The organism is Ammoniphilus sp. CFH 90114, assembly GCF_004123195.1.
Lineage (GTDB): Bacteria > Bacillota > Bacilli > Aneurinibacillales > RAOX-1 > YIM-78166.
The window spans coordinates 360,753-385,197 of sequence record NZ_SDLI01000002.1; the positions used below are offsets into that span (position 1 = coordinate 360,753).

Consider the following 24,445-nt stretch of genomic DNA (forward strand, 5'->3'; position numbering starts at 1 on the left):
TAATTTAGTAGGAGGTGCTTTAAGTTATGGAGATGATTGCAGATTTTGAGAAGACCGAATTAGGCAAGATCGAAATAGCTCCTGAAGTGATTGAAGTCATTACAGGTCTGGCAGCAGCAGAAGTAGATGGAGTAGCTCATATGAGCGGCGGATTCGTCGGGGACATTGCTGAGCGCTTAGGTAGGAAGAACCTGGCTAAGGGTGTGAAAGTAGAAGTAGGCAAGAAGGAAGCCGCTGTGGATGTTTATATTATCGTTAAATATGGATATAAGATCCCTGAAGTTGCTCGTAATATCCAGGAGAACGTTCGCCAGGGCATTGAGAATATGACGGGACTTAAGGTCATAGAAGTCAATGTACACATTGTGGATGTTGAATTTAAGACAGAGAAGAAAGTGGAGGTTGAAGAGCCTCTTCATCGTGTAAGATAGGTACGGACAGACCCCTTTTGTCAAGGGGTCTTATCTGTTGAGTCTTTAAGTATCGATTGGGAGGTTCCTGCATTGAATTTATTTGATCGGTTAATCTTATCCCTTTATAGTCTTGCTTTGACCATTCTTTCGGTTATGGTGATCGCGGCCTCTCTTCATCTGATTCCCTATGAGTTGGTCCAATCTAATATATTGGCTGTTTATGAAGCAGATAATATGAGGTATGCCTATCTAGGTGTAGCCGTGATTTTTTTCCTCATCAGCTTGAAATTCTTACTTCAGGGTTTTAGGCGGGTGAAGGATAGATCACATACCGAAGCCATTGCTCAGCGGACAGATTGGGGTCACGTAAGCATATCAGTATCCACCATTGAGAGTGTTGCGCTTAAGGCTGCCCGTCGAGTTCGTGGAGTACGGGAAGTGAAGAGTGTAATTAAGTCAGACGAAACAGGAACATCCATCTTAATGAAAGTGTCCATCGATGGTGACACTCCTGTTCCTTCCATTGTTGAAGAGGTACAGAAGGGTGTTAAAGAACAGGTTGAGGCTATCATTGGTATAGAGATAAAGCAAGTAGATGTTAAGATAACAGAAGTAGCCCAGCAGTCGTCCACTACACGGTTAAGTCGAGTGGAATAGGGGGAGTGTCTATGCTTTGGCAGTTGATGCAAGTTCACCCTGGGAAAACAATAGGTGTTCTCAGTGGATTAATTCTCGGGATCTTGTACATTTGGCTAGGATTTCTTAATACATTAGTTATTTTGGTTTTCGTCAGCACTGGGTTTTATTTCGGTAGAAAGTACGATAACAGAGAAAGTTTAACTGATGTATTAGACCGCATTCTTCCTGGTAAATTTACGAAGTACTAACAAGGGCGTTTTTGCCCTTTTTTCTTTTTTAATTTAGGAGAGACTAATACATACAAAATCCTTTTAACGGTAGGGTGATGATCAATTGATGAAACGTCGTGAAGTGCGTGAGAAAGTAGTCCAAGTGTTGTACCAGGTTGATATGAGAGGGATAGATATATCTGAAGCCATGAAGGCTACATCAGATGAACCTATAGAACAGCAAGATAGGGAATACTTAGAATCTATTGTAAAAGGAATCCTTAACCATCAGACAGAGTTGGACGAATCCATAAAGAAGTATCTTAGGAATTGGTCACTTGAACGGTTGGGCTTTGTCGATCGAGCCATTCTTCGACTGGCTGCCTATGAAATTTATTACATGGATGACATACCAGATAAAGTTTCAGTCAATGAAGCCATTGAGTTATCAAGATCGTTTGGAATGGAGGAGTCCGTTAAATACATCAATGCCGTACTAGCCAACCTGGTAAAGGAAAAGAACGGAGCAGCCGAAGAGGTTCCGCAAGGTGAATAAGGCCATTCTTGGAATCGATACAAGTAATTATCGAACGTCTCTTTGTTTGATTGATCTTGAAGGGCGGATGATTTCCGAAGAAAAGAGACTTCTTACCGTAAAACCAGGGGAAAGAGGGTTGCAGCAGTCTGAGGCTGTATTCCAGCATATTCAGCGCCTTCCTGAGTTAGCTAATCAAATGCAATGGGAAAAGTTTGAGGTTGTGGCTATAGCGGTGAGTGTACAGCCGCGGCCAGTGGAGGGTTCCTATATGCCTGTATTTAAGGTAGGAGAAAGCTGGGCCCAAGGAATCGCGACTTTTCTTCGAATTCCTCTCTATCCTACAAGTCATCAAGAGATGCATATTGCTGCAGGAGAGTATTCCTCTGCGAAGCGGCCGGAACATGACCGTTTTCTAGCCTTTCACTTATCAGGCGGCACAAGCGAATTGCTTCTATGCAATAGAACCAATACAGGCTATGAAATTAATAAGCTAGGTGGAACTTTGGATTTACATGCAGGGCAATTAGTTGATCGTGTAGGGGTGGCCTTAGGTTTACCATTTCCTAGTGGTCCGTATCTAGAGGAGCTTGCCAAACAAAGTATAGATAGTGAGATTAGAGTTCCCTCCACTGGAAAAGGGTATGACTTCCATTTATCCGGTGCTGAAAATCAACTGATGAAGCTGATTTCAGATCCCTCCATTCATCGAGGTGCGATCGCAAGAGCTACCGAATTGTGCATAGCTAAAAGTTTGGAGAAAGTCATTCGTTATGCATCGGAGCAAAGTCATCCTAAAGAAGTGCTTATCGTCGGAGGGGTTGCTGCCAACTCTTTTATTAAATCTCGCTTAATTGAACGACTAGAGCACCCTGCTGTAGGGTGTTCGTTGTATTTTGCTGATCCAGCTTATTCTGGAGATAATGCTTTTGGTGTAGCTCAAATTGGGTTACAACAACACTTAAACACGAACATTATATAGAAGTTTATGTTTTATATTCGCTTATTTTGTTTACAAGCCCACTCCTACAAGCTAAACTATAACTATCAGATGAAAAGTGGGGGTAATTCTAATGTCAGCAGTTATTATAGATGGAAAACAGGTAGCTAAGGATATTCGTGAAGAAATAAAGGTAGAAGTGGAACGCTTAACTCAGCAAGGAGTCCGTCCGGGCTTGGCTGTTATTCTTATTGGGGAAGATCCAGCTTCACAATCTTATGTAAAGGCAAAAGCAAAGGCGTGTGAAGAAGCCGGAATTTATTCTTCCGTTATTCGCAAGAACGAAACCATTACGGAATCTGAATTGCTTCAATTGATTGATGAGTTAAACGGAGATGAGAGCATTCATGGCATCTTGGTACAGCTTCCCCTTCCTAAGCATATTTCCGAGGAAGCGGTTATTCAAGCTATTCATCCAGCTAAAGATGTTGATGGTTTCCATCCAATCAATGTTGGGAATATGGTCATTGGCGCAGATTGCTACCTTCCTTGTACTCCTCATGGTGTGGTAGAGCTGATTAAGCGTACAGGCACATCGATATCTGGGAAGCATGCCGTGGTCGTAGGAAGAAGTAATATTGTAGGGAAACCCGTCTCTATGTTATTGTTACAAGAAAACGCTACGGTTTCCATTTGTCATTCCAGAACGAAGAATTTAGCCGATATTACTCGTCAAGCCGATATTCTTGTTGTAGCTGTCGGTAAAGCCCATATGATCGGAGCAGAACACGTAGCACCAGGAGCTATTGTTATTGATGTAGGAGTAAACCGGGTAGAAGGGAATAAACTCGTTGGTGATGTTCGCTTTGATGAAGTAAAGGAAATAGCAGGATTTATTACCCCGGTTCCTGGTGGAGTCGGACCTATGACGATAACCATGTTATTGAAGAATACGGTTGAAGCGGCAAAAAAGAAAATGATGGCGTAGAAGCAGGGGGCTAAAAGTATTGGAGAATCGTAATATTTATTCCGTTGCTGAGATCAACCGATACTTAAAGGATCTTATTGAAGGTAACACACAGCTTCAGGATGTCTGGATTCGTGGAGAAATCTCGAATTTTACCCACCATAGCCGTGGTCATATGTATTTTACGGTCAAAGATGAGGATGCGGTGCTAAAAGCAGTCATGTTTGCAGGAAATAACCGTTATCTTAAGTTTATACCTAAGAATGGGACCAAAGTGCTTGTTCGGGGAGCTATTTCTGTATATGAGAGTGGTGGACAATACCAATTAATTGCGAGAGAAATGCAACCGGACGGGATTGGGAGCCTCTATCTAGCTTTCGAACAGTTAAAACAAAAACTCCAAGAAGAAGGGCTTTTTGCCCCCGATCGGAAAAAAGGGTTACCTGTCTATCCGCGTGCAATTGGTGTTGTGACGAGTCCAACTGGGGCTGCTGTTCGAGATATCATTACGACGATTAGAAGACGCTACCCTATCGCTCGAATTATTCTGGTACCTGTTTTAGTCCAAGGTGAACAAGCTCCTTCTTCCATAAGTAAAGCCATTGAGTTGATGAACAAGAGTGAGGACGCCATCGATGTGTTAATCGTTGGGCGTGGAGGGGGCTCTATTGAAGAACTGTGGGCGTTCAATACAGAGATTGTAGCAAGAAGCATCTTTGCTTCCAGAATCCCTATCATATCTGCTGTGGGTCATGAGACGGATTTCACGATTGCTGACTTTGTGGCAGATATTCGAGCCGCTACACCGACAGCAGCTGCTGAACTGGCAGTTCCTCATGTTTTAGAACTCCGTCAACGACTTACTTGGTTGCAGGATAAGTTGCAGTCAAAGTTATTGACTCGTCTGAACCAATCCGAAGAGAGATTCAAGAGAGCACACCGTTCCTTGGTATTAAAGCACCCGCAGAAACAAGTAGAATCCGCGAATCAGAAGTTAGATCGACTAGTTGATCGCTTCTATTTAGGAATGCATCGATTTAATAGAGAACGAAGATTAAAGTTAAACGTTTCAACTGGGCGACTCCAATTCTATAATCCGGGGAAGCAACTCAAGGATTATAGGGAAAGATTGGGACGAATTCAACAGGGTCTCGTGAAGCTTGCTTCTCAGACCGTTAGCGATAAAAGAAACGACTGGCTGTTAACCATGGCTCGCTTAGATGGCCTAAGCCCATTAAAGATTATGGGTCGAGGCTATTCCTTGGTCTATAAGAACGAGGAATTAGTTAAGTCCATACATCAGCTTGACCCTGGTGATGGGGTAAAGGTAAAATTAATGGATGGAACGATAGATTGCTCAGTTTGGGCGCTAGAAGAGAGGAAAAACCATGGAAAAGAATGAAATGCTTGCTCTTACCTTTGAAGAAGCACTCAAGCAATTAGAAGAGATTGTCGATATGCTGGAGGCTGGCGAAGTTCCTCTGGAGAAGGCAATCGATCTCTTTCAAGATGGCATGTTATTGTCACAGGTGTGCAGTCAGAAACTAGATAAAGTGGAACAGAAGATTGAGACCTTATTAGAGGAAAATGGGGGCATGGTGCTCAAGCCTCTTGAGCTCGAGGAGGATCGCAAGTGAACTCTGTCTTTAATATTCAAGAATACTTAATAGAGAAACAAAGATATATTGAGCAGGCATTGCCTGCTTTTTTGCCAACTGATGGAGTGCCTAAGCCTCTGATGGAATCGATGGAATATTCCTATTATGCTGGAGGAAAGCGAATTCGTCCTATCCTGTTGCTTGCGACTCTAGAAGCATTCGGGAAAAGTCCAGATATCGGCTTGCCTGCTGCTTGTGCAGTCGAGATGATTCATACGTATTCCCTTATTCATGATGATCTGCCTGCCATGGATAATGACGATTTTCGCAGGGGAAAGCCCACCAATCATAAGAAGTTTGGTGAGGCAACAGCCATCCTTGCTGGGGATGGTCTTTTAACAGAAGCTTTTCGAGCGGTTTGTTCCCTTGCTCAGTTGGGGATTGCTCCAACCCATATTTTGTCCATTGTCTGTGAGCTTTCTAGGTATGCTGGACCGCAAGGAATGGTTGGAGGTCAGATGGCTGATCTGCTTGGGGAAGGCAAGCAACTTGAGCTACCTGAGCTGCAATATATCCACCATCATAAGACGGCAGATCTACTCATATTTTGCGTTCGCAGCGGAGCACGATTAGGTGGGGCAGACGAGGAACAGATGGAGCAATTAACGCTGTTCGCCCGCAATATTGGACTCGCTTTTCAGATCCAGGATGACATCCTTGATGTCTATGGGGATGAAGCAACGATCGGGAAGCCGGTAGGAAGCGATATCGCTAAGGAGAAATCTACTTATCCAGCTTTAATAGGGTTAAAAGCAAGTCAAGCTGAACTAGAACGGCTAGTAACGGAAGCGAAGCAGGCTCTTCGCAAGACCAGAGTGCAGACGCAAGTATTGGATGCTTTGGCTGATTTTATAATTAAACGAGATAAGTAGATCATTGGATCCCGCACATTGAGACACGATTCTGTGTATGATATAATACCAAGTTGATGAAGAGTGGTGCAGTATTCTAGTCGGTCCCCTTTCTCTGAAGGCGGGGCTAAAAATCCGCTAAAGGGCACATCGATGAAGTCCCTGGTGGAGGCTTACGACGCCCAGTCGTGGGTCTGTGCTGGGGGTTAAGGTTTCGGGGCGATCCACAATGGCATGTGGGCGTTGACCCTGATTCCGCGGAGGCCCAAGTGCGTAGTATGGCGAAAAGCGCACGTACAGCTATGGCTTGGGGTATGAACCTGTATGTCGGCTACACAATGCATGCGGTCGATGTACAGCGTAGCCTGCCTTGCGTGGTGCCGGAGGGAGTATGGGATTCAGTTTGCCGTTATCCTTGGCCAGATGCGGTAATCCAGTGCCGTATGAAACCTGCACTGCAAAAGAGGCTAGGAGGATGTTCAGGGCTGCTGAGGAAATCTCCTAGACTGTTCGCTTTATGCGTAGTCCTGTAGGGATTAAAGTGTGGACTAAGTGGTAATCCAGTCCAATGTATGGCGACAGCATTGAGGTGGGTATAAAGGGAAACCGCCAGAACGGCAACGTTCTGGTTCCTGCTTGGGAAAACCTACTGGACCTCAAGCCACAGTGTTTACCTACAGGGTGACCACTCTTCTAAATGATATCCAATTTTGCTACATAAGCCTTAAGGCGTTGTCCTGTACTGGGCAATGCTTTTTTCGTTTATGATAACAAAAAAGATGTCGATAGAAATGTTTTATGTTAACATAGTGTTATTGTTTGAGCCAAATAACTATTAGAGTTGAATAAATTGGCAATCATAGTTATAAATGATACGAAAGTGAGGAGTTACCTTGCTGTTAAGAGAAATAAACTCCCCAGACAAATTAAAACAACTGTCTATTCCTCAGATGGAAGAGCTGGCTGAGGAAATTCGACAGTTTCTCATTGAAAAGCTTTCAAAAACGGGAGGGCATCTTGCGTCGAATCTAGGAGTTGTGGAATTGACCCTAGCTCTTCACCATGTTTTTAATAGTCCTATTGATAAATTCATTTGGGATGTCGGACACCAATCCTATGTTCACAAGATCCTTACTGGTCGGATTGATCGGTTTGATACCCTTCGAAAATACAAGGGATTATCTGGTTTTCCTAAGAGAAGTGAGAGTGTGCATGATGTTTGGGAAACCGGACATAGCAGTACTTCCTTGTCTGCTGCTATGGGAATGGCTATTGCTCGTGATTTAAAGAAGGAAAATAATAAGGTTGTGGCCATTATTGGAGACGGAGCTCTTACCGGTGGTATGGCTTTTGAGGCTCTTAATCATATTGGTCATGAGAAGAAGAATCTGATTACAATCTTAAATGATAATGAAATGTCGATTGCCCCAAATGTTGGAGCTATGCACAATTATTTGGGAAAGCTAAGAACAGACCAGCATTACCGTAGGGCTAAAGAAGAGTTAGAATCATTATTGCGCAAAATTCCAGCAGTAGGTGGGAAGTTAGCCAAGACGGCGGAGCGAGTGAAAGACAGCCTGAAATACATGCTCGTCTCTGGTGTTTTATTTGAAGAGCTCGGTTTTACCTATTTAGGCCCAATAGATGGTCATAACTTACCAGAGCTTATGGAGTGCCTGAATCAGGCGGCTCATACGGAAGGTCCTGTTCTGGTTCATGTGATTACAAAAAAGGGAAAAGGATATGCACCTGCTGAGGCAGATTCCCACACCTGGCATGGTGTAAGTCCCTACAAGATTGAATCTGGCGAAATGATGAAAAAGCCAGGCCCTCCTTCTTACCCTTCTGTGTTTGCTAATACGGTGATGAAAGTCTCAGAGACAGATCCTAAAGTAGTAGCTATTACACCGGCTATGCCTGGTGGATCCGGATTAACAAAGTATGCTGAGCGCTTTCCAGACCGATTTTTTGATGTAGGGATTGCTGAACAGCATGCTGTTACAATGGCCGCTGGCCTTGCAACTCAAGGGATTAAACCTGTCTGTGCCATTTATTCCACGTTCCTACAACGCGGTTACGACCAGGTAGTGCACGATGTAGCCAGGCAAAATCTTAATGTCTTCTTTGCCATTGACCGTGCTGGGTTTGTAGGTGAAGACGGAGAAACCCATCATGGGGTGTATGACATTGGATTTTTGCGCAGTTTGCCTAACATGGTTATTATGATGCCGAGTAATGAAAATGAATTCCAGCATATGATTTATACAGCTACACAATATGAAAAGGGGCCTGTTGCTGTCAGATATCCAAGAGGTAATGGAATCGGTATTCCTATGGATGCAGAATTGCAGCAAATTCCAGTTGGGAAATCCGTGATTGTACAGGAAGGGTCTCATGTAGCGATTCTAGCTCTCGGCAATATGTTGCAACTTGCTGAACAAGCAGCTGAGATTCTTAAGGAGGATGGCATTGAGCCTATGGTGGTGGATGCTCGATTTGTTAAGCCTCTTGATCGAGATTTGCTTCTTCATCTTGCAAAGGAAGGTTATCATATCATTACCGTGGAAGAAGGAGCCGTCGCAGGTGGCTTTGGTTCAGCTGTACTGGAGTTCTATGCATCAGAAGGCTATCATGATATGGTTGTAGAACTTGTTGGGATACCCGATGAATATGTTGAACATGGAAGCGTCTCTGAGCAGCGCAGAGAAATCGGCTTAACGCCAGAGCGAATCGCTCAACAGGCAATTAATTTATGGCCGAGGAAAAGGCAGAGAGCATAAATGAGTAAAAAAGAAAGAATTGACGTTTTGCTTGTTGAGAAAGGTTTTTTCCCTAGTCGAGAAAAAGCCAGGTCTGCGATCATGGCTGGTTTGGTCTTTGTACAAGAAGAACGATGTGATAAACCGGGAACGAAAGTAGACGAAACCGTCCACATTCGTGTAAAAGGGGAGCTTCATCCTTATGTTAGTCGAGGTGGCCTAAAGTTAGAGAAGGCCATCAGGTCTTTTCAACTTTCGCTACATGATGCTGTCGTACTAGACATTGGATCCTCTACCGGTGGATTTACCGATTGCTCTCTTCAGAATGGTGCCAAACAAGTGTATGCCATTGATGTAGGATACGGGCAATTGGATTGGAAACTTAGATCTGATCCTCGCGTAATTGTGATGGAGCGTACGAACTTCAGGCATTTACAGCCTGACCAGCTTAAAGGGGACAGACCTAACTTTGCCACCATTGATGTTTCCTTTATCTCATTAAAGATCATACTCCCTGTTTTGGCTTCGTTTCTTGAGCCAGGCGGAAACGTCGTCGCCTTGGTGAAGCCTCAGTTTGAAGCAGGTAGAGAACTGGTTGGGAAGAACGGTATTGTACGAGAACCGAAGACGCATGAGCAGGTGTTAATGACTATGGTCGAATTTGCTTCTCAGCTTGGGTATGTCGTAAAAGGGCTTGATTACTCTCCAATAACAGGAGGGGAAGGGAATATTGAATTCCTCATGCACTTACAGTGGTTTAATAAAGAGCATCAACCGGAGCAGAGCATTACGGAGGCTGACATTAGGCAATTGGTCCAAATGGCTCACGCTTCCCTTTAGAAACAAAAGAAGAGGCTGAAGATCAGCCTCTTCTTTACTTGTTTGACTTCACTTTTAACCCTTAATCGCAAGCACCCTCTCTCCTCCTATCTACCCCTCTTGTGAAACGACTTCTTGCTTTCAAATTGAAAGGAAAAAGTATGAGTTTCCTCTGTATTTTTATGCACCATTAAACAAAAAGATGTATAATAGAAGGGTGTTACGAAACCAGTAAACCTCTTAGCAGATAAATTAAGAGAGGAACGGGAGGTCTTCACCCTTGTGAAAACCATAGGATTAGCAGTAAACCAGGACAAGAGCGGAGCTCTTCAGCTCGTATCGGAGCTGATTCGATTATTAGAGCAAAGGGGTGTACAATGCTATGTTGAGCCTTTCGTCGGAGAATTCATAGGGCGAGAGGATTTGGCCATCCCATTATCCGAATTCCATAGCCATGTAGATCTTTTATTTGTATTAGGTGGAGACGGTACTTTACTCGGTTTTGCCCGGGAATTATGCATGTATGACATTCCAATTTTAGGGATTAACCTTGGAAACTTAGGTTTTCTTTCCGAAGCGGAGCCTGAGAATCTCTCACTAGCGATAGACAAGGTGTTAACCGGTGAATATTATTTGGAAGAAAGAATGATGATACAAACAGCACTTGTTCGAAAAGGAAAAGTAATTGAGAAGTATCAGGGATTGAACGATATTTGTATTGCCAAGGGAACATTTAGCCGCATCATTGAGTGCACTGTTTATATTGGGGGCAAATATGTTACAACTTTCAATGGGGACGGTATTATTATTTCTACTCCAACAGGGTCCACAGCCTATTCTTTGTCCGCCGGTGGGCCAATTGTAACACCCTATCTTAATGTTATGTTGCTTACTCCCATTGCTCCCCATTCCTTGTCTGCTAGACCCATGGTACTTTCCGTCGATGAGGAAATACGAGTAGTACTTGGTTCGACCCACGAAGATATGGGTTTAACCATTGATGGTCAAATCAGCAGAAAGTTGAATATTGGCGATGAAATTGTTTTAAGAAGATCTCCATTTGTCACGTCCTTAATTAAATGGAATGAGAGTAATTTCTTCGAGGTTGTTAGAAAAAAATTAATGGGGGATCCATCATGAATAAAGGTCAAAGACATATTAAAATTCGTGAGATTATTGTCAATAACGATATAGAAACGCAGGACGAACTTGTTGAGATTTTGCGTGAGCTCGGATACAACGTTACCCAAGCCACTGTATCTAGGGATATTAAGGAGCTTCACTTAGTTAAGGTACCTACCAATGACGGCCGGTATAAATACTCACTGCCAGCTGATCAGAGATTCAATCCACAGCAAAAGCTGAAAAGAACACTTATGGACAGTTTTGTAAGTATAGATCAAGCTGATAATCTACTAGTCATGAAGACCATGCCAGGAAACGCTCATGCCATTGGAGCTCTTATAGATAACTTAGATTGGCAAGATATTCTCGGTACGATATGTGGAGATGATACCATCCTGATAATATGCCGAAATATGGCAGCAGCAGATGAATCAACGAAAAGATTTTTAGATATGCTCTAGGCTTGGAGGCCTTTTTATGATTGTTGAATTAACAATAAAGAATTTAGCTGTCATTAAGCATGTAACAATACCGTTCCAAACAGGTCTCAATATTCTTACTGGAGAGACAGGTGCAGGAAAGTCCATCCTTATTGATGCTATTGGCTTCTTGTTGGGGGGGCGCGGTTCCGCGGATTATGTCAGGTATGGTGAGAAGAAAGCCGAGATTGAAGCGCTATTCGAGGTGGAACAAGATCACCCTCTCTTCGAGTTGCTTCCTCAACTAGGGATCGAACCTCCGGATGATGGAATGCTGATTCTTAAGCGAGACATCACAGCTCAGGGGAAGAGCATATGCCGAATTAATGGACAGTTGGTTACTCTAGCTACTCTTAAAGAGGTAGGGCCTTGGTTGGTGAACATCCACGGACAGCATGAACATCAGTCTCTGATGGATGCTGACCGTCACCTTAATTGGCTAGATGCATTTGCTGGTGAGGAGTTACGTTCAAGTAAAGAAGAGTATGGCCAAGTTTATCGGGATTACAGAACTGCGCGTTCCGAATATATCAAATTCGCAAAAAACGAACAACATTTAGCACAAAGGCAAGATATGCTTGCCTTTCAACTTCAGGAAATTACTGAGGCCAATTTACAGCCTCTTGAAGATGAAGAAATGATGAAGGGAAAAATTCGCCTAGTTAACGGTGAGAAGCTTTATAAGGGAATTGATGATGCCTATTCGTCACTAACGGGAGAACATGCCTCTCTAGATTGGGTAGGATTAGCCTTATCGAACCTAGAGAGTATTACAGCCTACGATGAAAGTTTAAATGAAATTCAAGTTCAACTTGAAGCAGCCTTCTTTCAATTAGAGGAAGTAGCTAGATCATTACGTTCCTATCGAGATAGTCTTGACTTTGATCCTTTCCGCTTACAGGAAATCGAGGATAGGCTAGGCGAAATTCAACGACTAAAACGTAAATATGGAAAAAGCGTAGAAGAAATATTGGAATATGCAGCCTCCATAGAAGATGAATTAGATTCCATTGTTAATCGTGAGGAACGGTTAGTTGCGCTTAAAGGAAGAGTAAAAGACCTTGCCCAAGACCTTGCTATAGAGGCTGTTGAACTATCTACTCAGCGACAGATTGCGGCTGCGCACTTAAGTCTTAAAATTGAAGAACAATTGAAGGATCTTCATATGGAAAAGGCAAAGTTTTCAATTGAAGTGCGCTACCAGGATGATCAACAGGGTATTGAAGTAAACGGAAGTAAAGTCAGAGTCAAAGAGACCGGGATCGATGAAGTGGAATTTATGATATCACCGAATCCAGGAGAGCCCTTAAGACCTGTAGCCAAGATCGCCTCTGGAGGAGAATTATCGCGGATTATGTTAGGAATGAAGGCTATCTTAGCAGATCTTGAACCGATTGGAGCTTTAATCTTTGATGAGGTCGACACGGGTGTCAGTGGACGAGCTGCCCAAGCTATCGCTGAAAAGCTGGTTGCTGTATCCCGTAATAAACAAGTATTGTGTATTACTCATCTCCCTCAGATGGCTTGCATGGCCGATGCTCATTTTTACATCTCCAAGACAGCCAGCGATACAGAAACCATGACACGTGTTGAATACTTGACGGAGGCAGAGCGTGTGAATGAATTAGCCCGCTTATTAGGGGGAGTGGAGGTAACAGAAACCACTCGCAACCATGCAAGGGAAATGCTAAAACTGGCTGAACAAAGCAAAGAGAACATCCAGGAACCAAGCCATAATTGAAATACCTATTAAGGAATCCCTGACTTTCCAGGGATTCCTTTTCATTTGTCTTTGATTTTAAGTTATAAATGAAGTGGCCTAGGGCAAGATTATAGATACAGTCACGATGGAGGTGTAGGTAGGGGAAAGTAGGAGTGTGATACCCGTTGACGCAGCAAGTTAAGAAAAAATGGCTAGGGTTTCTTTTATTAGTATTATCCATTTGTGCTGTTTTTTCCACACCTTTTCAGGATTTTGCCTCTCTTCCGGATGAAATTCGTCTTTTTCAAGGATCAATTCAACAGCTGAAGCTCTCCCTTCCGGTCACAGGTAGCATTGCTGCAAGCAATCCCAATGTAGTGGATATTAACGGAGCTTCCACAACAGAAGCAAGTATTAATTATAGCTCCCCTGTCACCATCAATTCAAAGCAAAGCGGAGAGACTGAACTACAGTTAAAAGTTGGTAATGTCCCCATTAAGACAGTAAAAGTTAACGTACTGGATGAATATAAGGTGTATCCAGGAGGACAGTCTATTGGGGTTCAACTACAGACAGCTGGTGTCCTTGTCGTCGGTCATCATCTGGTAGATACAGGTACAGAGAAAATTTCCCCAGGTGAATTAGCAAAGATTAGAGTAGGGGATATGATTCTGAAGATCAACGGCATGTACATTAATGATATTGAAGAGGTAGGCAAGCTCGTAAAAGAAGCGGGGGAGAAAAAAGAAGCCTTAACGATCTTGGTTGCAAGAGGAGAGGAAAAGATTGAAGTTCAGCTTACACCTGCGCATGATGCTAAGGATAGCGCCTATAGGATGGGGTTGTATATCCGAGATAGTGCAGCGGGGGTAGGTACGCTAACCTTTTACGATCCAAAAACGAAAAAGTATGGAGCCTTAGGACATGTTATTTCTGACATTGATACAGGGAAACCGATCGTGGTGGGCGACGGTCATGTAGTTCAGTCCCGTGTAACATCGATAGAAAAGGGAATGAATGGAGCTCCAGGAGAAAAATTTGCGATCTTTCAAAACGAAAAGCAAAAGTTAGGAAACATTATTAAGAACACACCGTTTGGAATATTTGGCGAAATGGACAAATATCCTGACAATAATTTAGTGAATGAACCGTTACCGATTGCGCTAACGGAGCAAGTGGAGGAAGGACCTGCGGAAATCATGACGGTAGTTGATGGTCAAAAGGTTGAAAAATTTAACATTGAGATTGTCAATGTTATTCAGCAACGATTTCCTGCAACAAAAGGGATGATTATTAAAGTTACGGATCCACGACTGTTAGAAAAAACAGGCGGCATTGTACAGGGGATGAGCGGTAGTCCGATCATCCAGAAAGGACGCATTGTAGGGGCTGTTACCCACGTATTCGTCAATGATCCTACATCAGGTTATGGGCTGTTTATTGAATGGATGTTGCAAGATGCAGGAATTGATATCAATGGGCAAAAGAAACTCAAGGCAAGTTAATTTGCGCCTTGAGTTTTTTTGCCCAGAAATATGCATAGGATAGTTTAAGGCCAACCAATGGACTGGGCACTAATATATTGATTATAATGTGGATGAGCATGCCTGAAAAATGACGAAAATCGTTGAAATTGGTCGAAAAGAAACAATAAATAAAAATATTGATGTATTTCTTGATTAACGGCAGGAAACCGATGGGCATTTGTCGAAAAGCTATACTTAGTGATTGAGAGCGATACTTTTTAACATAAAGGAGAGATGTGAAGTTGGGTACCATTCGCGTAGTTTTAGCTGATGATAATAGAGAGTTCACAGAGCTGCTAAAGGAATACATTAACAGTCAAGGAGACATGGAGGTTACAGGTATCGCATTTAACGGTAACGAGGTATTTAAGATCTTCGAGCGAGACGGTATTCCCGATGTGCTTATTTTAGACATCATCATGCCTCACCTTGATGGCTTGGCAGTTCTTGAACATATTCGCAGCTTATCGAACGGTCAACAGCCTAAGGTTATCATGTTAACGGCGTTCGGGCAGGAAGAAGTGACGAAGAAGGCAGTTGAACTTGGAGCATCTTATTATATTCTCAAGCCATTTGACATGGACGTACTGGCCAATCGGATCCGACAAGTAGCTGGAAGCAATAATTCCTATACAATTAAACCGGTTATTAAGACTCCTACAGCTGCGACGAAGACGAAGAGTCTAGACCAGAACATTACCTCCATTATTCACGAGATTGGCGTTCCTGCTCATATTAAGGGTTACATGTACCTAAGAGAAGCGATTACGATGGTTTATAATGATGTTGAACTTTTAGGCTCCATTACCAAAGTTCTTTATCCGGATATTGCCAAGAAGTTTAATACGACGGCAAGCCGGGTAGAAAGAGCAATTCGTCATGCCATTGAGGTAGCTTGGTCGCGAGGAAATATGGATTCTATTGGTACACTCTTCGGATATACTGTGAGCAACTCGAAAGCGAAGCCTACAAATTCAGAATTTATTGCGATGGTGGCAGATAAGCTGCGAATTGAGAATCGGGTCGGCTGAAAGGAATAACAGGTTAAAATTTTCATCATCTAGGGTGAAACTTTTTACACAGCTTACGCGTCTAAATAAATAACTAAACTACAACGGATAGTTTAGGTTGAGATTTCGCCTCTAAGCTTACTTCAGCTTGGAGGCTTTTTTTTCGGCCAAAATAGGAGGGACAGCTTTGAAGTCGAGAATATTGTGGATCCTATTATCTTGCTTTCTCTTAGTTGTTTTTTCTTCTTGTGCTCACGCAGAAAGACTAGAGATTAAAAGTGAAAAACCGTCACTTAGCAATGGTCAAGGGAAAACTGACGAATGGTTAGCTAAACCAGAAGAAGCAGGTAAAGATCAGGGGATATACGGAATTCACTTGGGTTTAGATGCGAAAGAAGTTAGGCAAAAATTGGGGGAACCCGACAGAAAGGATCTTAGCCTGCTTGGGTACGAGTGGTGGATCTACAATAAATCACTGGATAAGTATATTCAGGTAGGAATGAAGGAAAATAAGGTAGTTGATCTGTACTCTCCTGTCTCATCATGGAAGTACAAGAGTGTGCAGGAAATGAAATTAGAATCGAAAGTAAGCTTTTCCTATGATCGTGCTAAATTTACACTGGAAAATCAGGTCGAGGAGAGACCACTGGCCTGGCTTGAGGATCACGCTGTCATTTTTTACCTAGATAGACATAACCAGCAGAAAATTAGTGGCATACGGTTTATGGAAAAAGACTTGGTGGTTAAAAGTAGGACGTATGCATTGAGTTGGAGCTATTCAGGGCAGGCTCCCAAGGTAGAAGGGCCAATCTTGACAGCTTCTGAGGAGAGGCAAGCGCGGGAAGGGTTGGAGAGACAGATCCTAGATCTGGTTAATGTAACGCGCAGCAGTCAGGGTCTTCATCCATTGTTATGGAATGAGCAAGCCGCCAAGGTGGCTCGAGCTCATAGCAAGGATATGTTGAGTAACCAGTATTTTGATCACATCTCCGCGACTACCGGATTAAGTCCCTTCGATCGGTTAAAAAAGCAGGGAGTAAAATACCGAATGGCAGGTGAAAATATAGCTGCCGGGTATAGGGATGCAATTGAAGTGCACCATGGTTGGATGAACTCCTTGGGACATAGACAGAATATACTGCAAGCTGACTTTACGACTTTAGGTGTAGGAGTGGAAGGCGAGTACTTTACCCAAAAATTTGTTACACCTTAGAAATATAGCAGGAAACTAAGTTCATGAAGAATGGCGGAACCTTTGGGTTTCCGCCATTTTGATACACACTATTAGGCTTCGGCGAGTATAGGATAATCGGGTTTTCGAGCTCCTTGTTTATTTAATTCACGATAAATGCTCTGATATTGTGAGATGCATAAGTGCCCAAGTATATAGCTCCGTTGTGCAAAATCTAATAACTCATCTACATTTGAGGGGGTCGCTTGTTTGACTTGAATAAAATCATTAAGTATCTTTTCTAATGTCATAAGAATAATCCCTCCTGTTAATTGGTAGCGTTTTCATACCTTTATATTCATCATATCATGGACAACATCATATTATTTCTTTTAGAAAATTGAAACTTCCGACAAAATATAACAGCGTATGCACAAATGGTTTTTGCTTGTATTCCTATTGATATACTATAATAATATAAAAAATAGACAAAAGAGGAGCCAAGCCAATGGAAACCATAAAACTAGCTGAGCAGGATATCGTAAACGCCATTTGTTTATACATAGCGGATAAGAAACAAGTTAATCCTCAAGACGTTGAAGTAGAATTAATGTGGGATGAGCAATACGGCTTTTCTGCTGAAGTCTTTGCTTTACAGAGACAGCAAGTCCTCATTGAGGCGAATATGATAGAAGCGATCCGGTTCTGGTTGCATGATCAAATGAAGAAGGATCCTTTTGGTGCAGCGCTTGAGCTAATGTTAAGTGAAGAAGAAGGCATAACGGCCTACGCAAGGTATTAATAACTTGGACGAGTTGGACACCCATAACTGGGGTGTCCTTCTTTTTTTTGCCTACCTTGAGCATTTTCCTCACTAAACAGGGGAAAATAATATCCATATACGAACTTATCTGCAAAGCAATAGCTGAGGTGATTATATGTTCCAGACAATGATATTGCCCTTATGGGGAGTCATTGATTATATCTATTATCAGTTTAATCGTTTGCAGCTAGTGGATAGAGGTCAGGAAAATATATTTAGGGTAAGGGTAACTACCTACCGCGGAAAGCCCATCTACATGGATGATGGAGAGGTTATTCAACCCGGAGATCTTTTGCTTAAGATCCATTTATATAACTATCAATTAATGAAACAGATGTGTCATCTTGATTCGGATATTAGACGTGCCCTTTATGTTTATCAGGCAGTAGAGCAATCTCTGCCTGGATTGGCCCAGTTTGTTTTCTCGCATCCAAGAGCCAATGAATTAAAAGGAGTATTAGGTGTCACTTTGTTAAACAGAGGGATTAAGAAACTAGGTTTTTCTTCTTTTGATATTGAAAGCGATTGGTACCGCACCTGGAAGAAGACTTATATGATACCTATGTATTGTATCTGCCATGGTCAGTTTAAGCTCTCCCAGACACGAAAGCTTGAGCCTAAGTACGTGATAATGAGCAAAGAACGGCTTTTTGAACGTTATCTAAAGCAGTAATTACTTAAGAGGTATGAATAATATGGATTTTGAACGTTAAGAATGAAAAATATGGTCCCGTTGGGAGTGAGTCATTTGAGAACGGTCAAGAGCTTTACAGCGGATAACGAGTTCGTGTTAACGGATCAGATTAACATGTATGCCAAAGGAAATGAGCTGGATGTTGTGTCCTTGCAAACACATGTCCTTGAAAAAGATGGAAGAACCATGTTTAGTGCCTTTGTGGTCTACGAATGGACGGAGGAAGCTGGTTCATAGGGGGGTACAGATTGTTTGCCAAGCGAATCAAAGCAACGGTTCGGGGAACGGTCATTGTGGACCGAAAAACGAAAAATCTTCTAAAGCGAATCAAACCGGGCCAAATTGCAGTCATATGCCACGAAGATATTGATGAAATTGCGGCAAGAGATCTCGTAGCAACTAAGGTCAAAGCCGTTATTAACACAGCCACATCCATATCTGGAAGTTATATGAGTGTTGGAGCAAAGATTCTTCTCCATCATCATATTCCTCTTTATGACACGGAAGTTCATCTAAGTAAATTTCATGATGGAGATACCATCGAGATTATTGATGATAAAATTATTTTTTCGGACGCTACTTATGCTGTTTCAAGAGAAGTCACTCAGCAGGAAGTAGCTGAAAAATTAGAGCTTGCACATGGTAATCTAGAGAGTCGACTCCATTTATTCATAGAAAATACGCTAGATTATGCTCAAAGGGAGAAGGATTTCTTTACTTCATCCTTACCGGGATTACCCCTTGATACAAAGCTGTCCAAGCGCCATGTCTTAATTGTGGTCCGAGGGAAGCATTATAGAGAGGATCTGCGTGCCATACGATCCTATATTGAAGACTACCACCCAATCCTTATTGGGGTGGATGGTGGTGCAGATGCATTGCTTGAAGAGGGATGGACGCCGGATCTTATCATCGGGGATATGGATAGTGTTTCAGACTATGCTCTCAACAGTGGTGCAGAGATCATTGTACATGCTTACCCAAATGGCTATGCGCCCGCAGGATCAAGACTTGAACAGCTAAATGTCGCGTACCATGTTCTACCGGCTCCTGGGACAAGTGAAGATGTAGCGATGTTGTTTGCTTATGAACACGGTGCGGAGTGGATCGTTGCCTTAGGAGCACACTCAAATATGATTGATTTCTTAGAAAAGGGAAGAAAGGGAATGGCGAGTACCGTCCTCGTTCGAATGAAGATGGGGATGAAGCTGATTGATGCAAAAGGAGTCAGCATGCTTTATCAGAGAAGGGTAAAGTGGAAAAACTTCTTCTTCCTCAGTTCCGCAGCAGCTGTCCCTGTTGTTGCGGCAAGCTTAATTAGTCCAGCCGTTCGTCAGTTCTGGCATTTACTATGGCTGCAGCTAAAATTTTACCTAATGTAGGTGGGAGACAAATGATCACCTTGCGATATCATATCATCAGTATCTCGGCTGTATTCTTATCCCTTGGTTTAGGTATTATTCTGGGGGGGAGCATCGGGCAAAATTGGATTAATGAGAAACAGCAGACATTACTTCTTAGTATAGAGGAGAAGTATGACCAAGCAGTAAAAAGTAACGAGGAATTGCAAGAGCAGATACAGGAGTTAAGTTTTAGGATTGAACAATCGAATCAGGAATTTAGTGCATTGGTGACAAACGGTTATCAGTCGGTTCTACAAGGGAAAAAGATTGGAATATGGAAGCCAGAGGAAGAACCGGCTCAGCATATCGAGGAATTTCTTGAGTCGGCTGGTTTAGAGATCATCTGGTTGGAGACTAGGATGCCAAGCGAAGTGTATCCTGTTATCTTTATCGACGGAGAACTTCCGAGCTGGTATGGACAAATAGACTCGAAAATGCGTATCACACTTCATGATTCTACTCTGAATCCTACTGAGCAATGGGAACTGCTAAGAAACATCCAACACTTGTATAAGGAGATTCACCATGAGCATTAGTGCCATCATACCCGCCTATAATGAGGAACGGCTGTTACCTGAAACGATTAAAAGTCTTAGGCAAGTAGAAGAAATTTCTGAAATTGTGGTTGTCGATGATGGTAGTACAGATAGTACAAATCACTGTGCCCAACAACTTGCTGATCGTGTGATTTCCCTTGCAGGGAATTGTGGAAAAGGTGAGGCCTTACGTCAGGGGTATCTAGCTTCTCATGGTGAAGTCGTGTTATTTCTTGACAGTGACTTAGGTCATACAGCTGTTCTAGCCCGTTATTTATTGCGGCCTGTTCTGAGGGGTTCAGCGGATATGACGATTGCTGTCTTTCCACCTCCGCTGAAAAAATCTGGATTTGGATTAGTCAAGGGATTAGCAAGACAAGGCATACATAAGCTGACAGGTTTTCATTCCTTGTCTCCTTTATCAGGTCAAAGGGCATTAACGCGGGAGGCGGCAGACTCCATCGAGCATTGGGATGTTCGATTTGGAATTGAAGTAGGAATGACGATTGATGTCCTTCGCTCGGGGTATTCTGTTTTGGAGATTCCCATTCCCTTTAGTCACAGGGAGACGGGAAGAGATCTTGCTGGATTCTTTCATCGTGGCAGACAAATGATAGATGTGGGAAGGATGCTGAGAAAAAAATGGCTGGCTCCATAGCTATGACGCTTGGCATTGGAGGAATAGGCTTATGGTTAGCTATGTCTTGGTTGTACCCCTATTTGCTGCGTTACCTACAGTATAAAGAGATGTATAAGCCAAACTATCAAGGGGTGATGATTCCCTTGGCTGTAGGGTGGCTTATTCCTTTTAGCCAACTGTTTGCCTGGCCAGGCGCTGTTTACGGTGGATTATTTTCACACTGGCTCACACAAACCACGGTAATATGGGGGATTGCTTATGCAGGATGGAGAGATGATCAATTCGGTGGATTAGAAGCCAAAGGCTTGGGTGGTCATTTTGCTTTATGGTGGAAAGAAGGCAGATTTACAACAGGTCTTTGGAAGGTGGTCATTGCGTCTTTCCTTGCTGGGCTCGTTAGTATCTTGTTTTCTAATTCTCTTGTAGAATTATTACTTCATTTCTTCTTGTTGATTCTTACGACCAACTTGATTAACCTTCTCGATTTAAGACCGGGGAGAGCCTTGAAAGGTTTTTTTGGTTTGTTTTTACTCCTACTTAGCTTCACTTCTCTTTCGCTTTCTGTAGCTCTCTGGCTGCCTACCGTGATGGCTTGCTTATTTTTAATTCGAGGTGATCTCAAAGCTCGATCTATGCTAGGGGATACAGGCTCTAATAGTTTGGGGATGGTGCTCGGGTGCTGGATCGTGTTCTTTGCTTCAAACTCATTAAAATGGATCATTCTCACCATCGCGATTCTCATTCATATCTATGCTGAGAAGCGTTCCTTAACCATTCTTATACAAAATACTCCTGTTCTACATTGGGTGGACATGCTCGGCAGAACAAAAGACAAGAAGAAAACCCGGATAAACTCTTAAATCCGGGTTTTTCTACAGATAACTTAGATTTTTTTCTTCTTTTTATCTCGATGCACAAAAAAACCGGCAATAAAGGCCACACCGAGCAGAAATAAGGCAAGTCCGCCAATAAATTTAAGTACAGGGAGTGAACCGCCTTCTGGAGTGAAACTAAAGAAAATAACATCACGCATGATATTCCATCCATAGCCAGCCAAAAGACCAGGAATGACAATCACAAAAACAGCCAACAATCGTTGTGCTAACAACATCTATACTCACCGACCTCTTCGGAACAATTATCCTCTCTTATGATACAAGAATGCAAGGGCTTCGCCAAGCTTTTCTACCTATTTCCAGATTGTAACAGTAAGTACTCTAACCTCCTGGTTGAAATTTATCCCTACTGCACCTATGCTAGAGTTAAGCAGGATAACTTTGTATGGAAGATGGAGGACCTATGGCCAAAAGATTCCTTATTGTTGGTGCCGGACGAGGAGGAACGGCTCTTTTGAAAGCGCTACTAACGATAGAGTGGGTCTCTATCGTTTCTATAACAGACATCAACTTAGAAGCTCCGGGGATTCAATTTGCTAAGGAAAATCAAATACCTTATGCGAGTTCTTATGAACCCTTTATTTTTTCCGAAGAAATTGATGTTATCCTAGAAGCCACGGGAAATTCAACCGTTTATCATGACTTGGAGCGGAAAAAGACCTTGAGTACGATTTTAATTCCAGGTACTGTGGCGAATATTGTTATGTCTCTAATTGAACAAAAGGAACGTCTCATTCATCAATTAGAGCAAAAAAGCCAAGAACTCAATACATTCCTTAACTCTACACATGATGCCATCGTTGCGGTAAACTCGCAAGGTGTTATTACCTTATTTAATCGCTCAGCGGAACGGATTCTGGATGTGAAAAGGGAAGAAGTAGTAGGTACCGAAGCAAAGGATACGATCCCCAATACAAGATTGCATCATGTGTTGCAGACTGGCGAATCTGAGTTGAATCGGGAACAGGCTCTTACAAGCAACAAACGGATTATTACGAATCGTGTAGCGGTTTCAGACAACCAAGGAAATATTATTGGGGCTGTGGCTGTGTTTCGCGACATCACAGAGGTACTTTCGTTGGCTGAAGAAATCACGGATTTAAAAGGGGTGCAGACGTTCTTAGAGGCTATTATTAATTCTTCTGAAGATGCCATTTCCGTTGTTGATGCGTTAGGAAATGGGATGCTGATTAATCCTGCATATACCCGACTAACTGGGCTAAGTCCAGAGGACATCTTAGGAAAACCGGCAGATGTAGATATCTCTGAGGGGGAAAGCATGCATTTAAAGGTCCTTCAGACTCGCAAACCCGTACGTGGGGCACATATGAAGGTTGGACCGAAGAAGAAAGACGTCATTGTGAATGTAGCGCCTGTCGTTGTGGATGGAACACTAAAGGGGAGTGTAGGGGTCATTCACGATGTGACTGAGTTTAAGAAACTGGCTGAAGAATTAGAGAGAGCGAAACGAATTATCCGGACGTTAGAGGCTAAATATACTTTCCAAGATATTATGGGTTTTAGTGATACGATGCTCGTTGCAGTGGATCAAGCTCAAAAAGCGGCGATGACCCCTGCTACAGTCCTATTACGAGGTGAATCAGGAACAGGGAAGGAATTATTCGCCCATGCGATACACAACGAGAGCAGCAGGAAATACAGTCAATTCCTTCGTGTCAATTGTGCCGCGATTACGGACCAATTATTAGAAAGCGAACTGTTCGGGTACGAGGAAGGGGCGTTTACAGGTGCGAAGAAAGGTGGAAAACGAGGTTTATTCGAAGAGGCTAGTGGAGGAACCATCTTCTTAGATGAGATCGGGGAGATGTCGGTAAATACTCAAGCCAAATTGCTAAGAGTCCTACAGGAGAAGGAAATTATCCGAGTAGGGGGAACCAAGTCCATCCCTATTGATGTTCGCATCATTGCGGCTACGCATGTGAATTTAGAGAAGGCGATTCAACAAGGACATTTTCGTGAAGATCTCTATTATCGGTTAAATATGATGCCCATTATGATTCCACCTCTTCGTTATCGAAAAGAGGATATCCTTCCTCTCTCTCTTCATCTGATTAGAAAATTCAATCAAGAATACGGCAGGGCAGTGGAAGACTTGCATGCCGATACTCTTGAAATTTTACAAAGTTATGATTGGCCGGGTAATGTGCGTGAGTTAGAAAATGTAGTAGGAAGATCGATTATCAATATGAGATTTACTGAAACCCGTATTCTTCCTCATCACCTGCCATCCTTAATCACAAAGCCGCTGGCTGAGTCCTCTCCGCCTCGGAGTGCACGAATAGAACAGACGCAATCCAACCAAACAGGAAAGCTATCCGAGATCTTAGAGGCTGTAGAAAAAAATGTGATATACAAAGTCTTCGAGGAAAGTGGAAGAAATAAAACTCAAACAGCCAAAAGACTAGGTTTGTCCATTCGCAGTCTTTATTACAAGATGGAAAAGTATAAACTGAATTAACCATGTATAAAATTGCCTGCAAATTATTGCAGGCAATTTGCATTTTATTGCAAGGTAAATAGGCTCTGAATCTTTATCTCCTTTCCCCCACCTCACTTGGATTGATTGGCATGACTCTTGCTTATTACATAGGTGGCTTCTCTTTTGCGCAAGCTAATCGTGAATCAAACC

Annotated in this window: 28 protein-coding genes; 26 read left to right on the plus strand and 2 right to left on the minus strand. The window is 42.7% G+C overall.

What is annotated here, in order from left to right:
* Positions 1 to 26: 26 nt before the first annotated feature.
* The 18 genes from EIZ39_RS06490 to EIZ39_RS06575 all read left to right on the plus strand — a co-directional run bounded on the left by EIZ39_RS06490 (position 27) and on the right by EIZ39_RS06575 (position 16,845).
* Positions 27 to 431: an Asp23/Gls24 family envelope stress response protein gene (locus EIZ39_RS06490; RefSeq protein ID WP_129198654.1), complete on the plus strand. Its 405-nt coding sequence runs from the start codon at positions 27 to 29 to the stop codon at positions 429 to 431.
* A 72-nt stretch (positions 432 to 503) separates the two neighbouring features.
* Positions 504 to 1,070 (plus strand): alkaline shock response membrane anchor protein AmaP, encoded by a 567-nt coding sequence (gene amaP / locus EIZ39_RS06495; protein ID WP_164984937.1) that lies wholly within the window; start codon positions 504 to 506, stop codon positions 1,068 to 1,070.
* An 11-nt stretch (positions 1,071 to 1,081) separates the two neighbouring features.
* The gene (locus tag EIZ39_RS06500) at positions 1,082 to 1,300 is read left to right on the plus strand and encodes a DUF2273 domain-containing protein (protein ID WP_129198658.1); all 219 of its coding nucleotides are present in this window, start codon (positions 1,082 to 1,084) and stop codon (positions 1,298 to 1,300) included.
* An 88-nt stretch (positions 1,301 to 1,388) separates the two neighbouring features.
* On the plus strand, positions 1,389 to 1,817 hold the full coding sequence (gene nusB, locus EIZ39_RS06505; protein ID WP_129198660.1) for a transcription antitermination factor NusB: 429 nt from the start codon (positions 1,389 to 1,391) through the stop codon (positions 1,815 to 1,817).
* Positions 1,810 to 2,778: a tRNA (adenosine(37)-N6)-threonylcarbamoyltransferase complex transferase subunit TsaD gene (locus EIZ39_RS06510; RefSeq protein ID WP_129198662.1), complete on the plus strand. Its 969-nt coding sequence runs from the start codon at positions 1,810 to 1,812 to the stop codon at positions 2,776 to 2,778. The genes nusB and EIZ39_RS06510 overlap by 8 nt, the downstream gene beginning before the upstream one ends.
* A 91-nt stretch (positions 2,779 to 2,869) precedes the next feature.
* A complete protein-coding gene (gene folD, locus EIZ39_RS06515; protein ID WP_129198664.1) occupies positions 2,870 to 3,724 on the plus strand; it encodes a bifunctional methylenetetrahydrofolate dehydrogenase/methenyltetrahydrofolate cyclohydrolase FolD in 855 nt (284 codons plus the stop codon).
* 19 nt (positions 3,725 to 3,743) lie between these two features.
* Positions 3,744 to 5,105, plus strand: coding sequence for an exodeoxyribonuclease VII large subunit (gene xseA / locus EIZ39_RS06520; protein WP_129198666.1), 1,362 nt, complete (start codon positions 3,744 to 3,746; stop codon positions 5,103 to 5,105).
* Positions 5,092 to 5,340 (plus strand): exodeoxyribonuclease VII small subunit, encoded by a 249-nt coding sequence (gene xseB, locus EIZ39_RS06525; protein WP_129198668.1) that lies wholly within the window; start codon positions 5,092 to 5,094, stop codon positions 5,338 to 5,340. Before xseA ends, xseB begins: the two co-directional genes overlap by 14 nt.
* Positions 5,337 to 6,233 (plus strand): polyprenyl synthetase family protein, encoded by an 897-nt coding sequence (locus EIZ39_RS06530; RefSeq protein ID WP_129198670.1) that lies wholly within the window; start codon positions 5,337 to 5,339, stop codon positions 6,231 to 6,233. The genes xseB and EIZ39_RS06530 overlap by 4 nt, the downstream gene beginning before the upstream one ends.
* 248 nt (positions 6,234 to 6,481) lie before the next feature.
* Complete coding sequence (locus EIZ39_RS06535; protein ID WP_164984938.1) at positions 6,482 to 6,745, plus strand: hypothetical protein; 264 nt, start codon at positions 6,482 to 6,484, stop codon at positions 6,743 to 6,745.
* Between the two features lie 360 nt (positions 6,746 to 7,105).
* On the plus strand, positions 7,106 to 8,992 hold the full coding sequence (dxs, locus tag EIZ39_RS06540) for a 1-deoxy-D-xylulose-5-phosphate synthase (RefSeq protein WP_129198674.1): 1,887 nt from the start codon (positions 7,106 to 7,108) through the stop codon (positions 8,990 to 8,992).
* Complete coding sequence (locus EIZ39_RS06545) at positions 8,993 to 9,811, plus strand: TlyA family RNA methyltransferase (protein WP_129198676.1); 819 nt, start codon at positions 8,993 to 8,995, stop codon at positions 9,809 to 9,811.
* 261 nt (positions 9,812 to 10,072) lie between these two features.
* A complete protein-coding gene (locus EIZ39_RS06550; RefSeq protein ID WP_129198678.1) occupies positions 10,073 to 10,930 on the plus strand; it encodes an NAD(+)/NADH kinase in 858 nt (285 codons plus the stop codon).
* A complete protein-coding gene (gene ahrC / locus EIZ39_RS06555) occupies positions 10,927 to 11,376 on the plus strand; it encodes a transcriptional regulator AhrC/ArgR (RefSeq protein ID WP_129198680.1) in 450 nt (149 codons plus the stop codon). Before EIZ39_RS06550 ends, ahrC begins: the two co-directional genes overlap by 4 nt.
* A 16-nt stretch (positions 11,377 to 11,392) precedes the next feature.
* A complete protein-coding gene (recN, locus tag EIZ39_RS06560; protein ID WP_129198682.1) occupies positions 11,393 to 13,135 on the plus strand; it encodes a DNA repair protein RecN in 1,743 nt (580 codons plus the stop codon).
* Between the two features lie 146 nt (positions 13,136 to 13,281).
* Positions 13,282 to 14,601, plus strand: coding sequence for a SpoIVB peptidase (gene spoIVB, locus EIZ39_RS06565; RefSeq protein WP_129198684.1), 1,320 nt, complete (start codon positions 13,282 to 13,284; stop codon positions 14,599 to 14,601).
* A 263-nt stretch (positions 14,602 to 14,864) separates the two neighbouring features.
* A complete protein-coding gene (spo0A, locus tag EIZ39_RS06570) occupies positions 14,865 to 15,653 on the plus strand; it encodes a sporulation transcription factor Spo0A (RefSeq protein ID WP_129198686.1) in 789 nt (262 codons plus the stop codon).
* Positions 15,654 to 15,819: 166 nt separating this feature from the next.
* Positions 15,820 to 16,845, plus strand: a complete 1,026-nt coding sequence (locus EIZ39_RS06575) for a CAP domain-containing protein (protein ID WP_164984939.1) — start codon at positions 15,820 to 15,822, stop codon at positions 16,843 to 16,845.
* A 71-nt stretch (positions 16,846 to 16,916) separates the two neighbouring features.
* On the opposite strand, the gene yppF is transcribed toward EIZ39_RS06575, so the two are convergent.
* The gene (gene yppF, locus EIZ39_RS06580) at positions 16,917 to 17,114 is read right to left on the minus strand and encodes a YppF family protein (protein ID WP_129198690.1); all 198 of its coding nucleotides are present in this window, start codon (positions 17,112 to 17,114) and stop codon (positions 16,917 to 16,919) included.
* 197 nt (positions 17,115 to 17,311) lie between these two features.
* Here yppF and EIZ39_RS06585 point away from each other — a divergent pair, with 197 nt between their 5' ends.
* From EIZ39_RS06585 to EIZ39_RS06615, 7 genes are all read left to right on the plus strand, one after another.
* Positions 17,312 to 17,605 (plus strand): YxcD family protein, encoded by a 294-nt coding sequence (locus EIZ39_RS06585; RefSeq protein ID WP_129198692.1) that lies wholly within the window; start codon positions 17,312 to 17,314, stop codon positions 17,603 to 17,605.
* 136 nt (positions 17,606 to 17,741) lie between these two features.
* Positions 17,742 to 18,299, plus strand: coding sequence for a YkoP family protein (locus EIZ39_RS06590; RefSeq protein WP_129198694.1), 558 nt, complete (start codon positions 17,742 to 17,744; stop codon positions 18,297 to 18,299).
* A 75-nt stretch (positions 18,300 to 18,374) separates the two neighbouring features.
* Positions 18,375 to 18,557, plus strand: a complete 183-nt coding sequence (locus tag EIZ39_RS06595; RefSeq protein WP_129198696.1) for a hypothetical protein — start codon at positions 18,375 to 18,377, stop codon at positions 18,555 to 18,557.
* A gap of 11 nt (positions 18,558 to 18,568) precedes the next feature.
* Positions 18,569 to 19,702 carry a putative cytokinetic ring protein SteA gene (gene steA / locus EIZ39_RS06600; protein WP_240675721.1) on the plus strand — a complete coding sequence of 378 codons (1,134 nt, stop codon included), beginning with the start codon at positions 18,569 to 18,571 and terminating at the stop codon, positions 19,700 to 19,702.
* Positions 19,703 to 19,713: 11 nt separating this feature from the next.
* Positions 19,714 to 20,259, plus strand: coding sequence for a copper transporter (locus tag EIZ39_RS06605; RefSeq protein ID WP_164984940.1), 546 nt, complete (start codon positions 19,714 to 19,716; stop codon positions 20,257 to 20,259).
* Complete coding sequence (locus EIZ39_RS06610) at positions 20,249 to 20,917, plus strand: glycosyltransferase family 2 protein (protein WP_129198703.1); 669 nt, start codon at positions 20,249 to 20,251, stop codon at positions 20,915 to 20,917. The genes EIZ39_RS06605 and EIZ39_RS06610 overlap by 11 nt, the downstream gene beginning before the upstream one ends.
* Complete coding sequence (locus EIZ39_RS06615) at positions 20,902 to 21,759, plus strand: hypothetical protein (protein ID WP_129198705.1); 858 nt, start codon at positions 20,902 to 20,904, stop codon at positions 21,757 to 21,759. Before EIZ39_RS06610 ends, EIZ39_RS06615 begins: the two co-directional genes overlap by 16 nt.
* A 23-nt stretch (positions 21,760 to 21,782) precedes the next feature.
* Here EIZ39_RS06615 and EIZ39_RS06620 read toward each other — a convergent pair whose 3' ends face one another.
* Entirely contained in the window at positions 21,783 to 22,010 is a 228-nt protein-coding gene (locus EIZ39_RS06620) for a DUF2627 family protein (protein ID WP_129198707.1), read from the minus strand.
* 188 nt (positions 22,011 to 22,198) lie between these two features.
* On the opposite strand from EIZ39_RS06620, the gene EIZ39_RS06625 reads away from it, so the two are divergent.
* Positions 22,199 to 24,274: a sigma-54 interaction domain-containing protein gene (locus tag EIZ39_RS06625; protein ID WP_129198709.1), complete on the plus strand. Its 2,076-nt coding sequence runs from the start codon at positions 22,199 to 22,201 to the stop codon at positions 24,272 to 24,274.
* Positions 24,275 to 24,445: the final 171 nt, after the last annotated feature.

Bases quoted from the DNA above. Each gene is read 5' to 3' on its own strand.
- ahrC (WP_129198680.1), top strand. From the start codon at position 10,927: ATGAATAAAGGTCAAAGACATATTAAAATTCGTGAGATTATTGTCAAT.
- xseB (WP_129198668.1), top strand. From the start codon at position 5,092: ATGGAAAAGAATGAAATGCTTGCTCTTACCTTTGAAGAAGCACTCAAG.
- EIZ39_RS06545 (WP_129198676.1), top strand. From the start codon at position 8,993: ATGAGTAAAAAAGAAAGAATTGACGTTTTGCTTGTTGAGAAAGGTTTT.
- EIZ39_RS06620 (WP_129198707.1), bottom strand. From the start codon at position 22,010: ATGTTGTTAGCACAACGATTGTTGGCTGTTTTTGTGATTGTCATTCCT.
- nusB (WP_129198660.1), top strand. From the start codon at position 1,389: ATGAAACGTCGTGAAGTGCGTGAGAAAGTAGTCCAAGTGTTGTACCAG.
- EIZ39_RS06585 (WP_129198692.1), top strand. From the start codon at position 17,312: ATGGAAACCATAAAACTAGCTGAGCAGGATATCGTAAACGCCATTTGT.
- EIZ39_RS06590 (WP_129198694.1), top strand. From the start codon at position 17,742: ATGTTCCAGACAATGATATTGCCCTTATGGGGAGTCATTGATTATATC.
- EIZ39_RS06605 (WP_164984940.1), top strand. From the start codon at position 19,714: ATGATCACCTTGCGATATCATATCATCAGTATCTCGGCTGTATTCTTA.
- yppF (WP_129198690.1), bottom strand. From the start codon at position 17,114: ATGACATTAGAAAAGATACTTAATGATTTTATTCAAGTCAAACAAGCG.
- folD (WP_129198664.1), top strand. From the start codon at position 2,870: ATGTCAGCAGTTATTATAGATGGAAAACAGGTAGCTAAGGATATTCGT.
- EIZ39_RS06625 (WP_129198709.1), top strand. From the start codon at position 22,199: ATGGCCAAAAGATTCCTTATTGTTGGTGCCGGACGAGGAGGAACGGCT.
- EIZ39_RS06490 (WP_129198654.1), top strand. From the start codon at position 27: ATGGAGATGATTGCAGATTTTGAGAAGACCGAATTAGGCAAGATCGAA.
- recN (WP_129198682.1), top strand. From the start codon at position 11,393: ATGATTGTTGAATTAACAATAAAGAATTTAGCTGTCATTAAGCATGTA.
- EIZ39_RS06500 (WP_129198658.1), top strand. From the start codon at position 1,082: ATGCTTTGGCAGTTGATGCAAGTTCACCCTGGGAAAACAATAGGTGTT.
- EIZ39_RS06610 (WP_129198703.1), top strand. From the start codon at position 20,249: ATGAGCATTAGTGCCATCATACCCGCCTATAATGAGGAACGGCTGTTA.
- EIZ39_RS06615 (WP_129198705.1), top strand. From the start codon at position 20,902: ATGGCTGGCTCCATAGCTATGACGCTTGGCATTGGAGGAATAGGCTTA.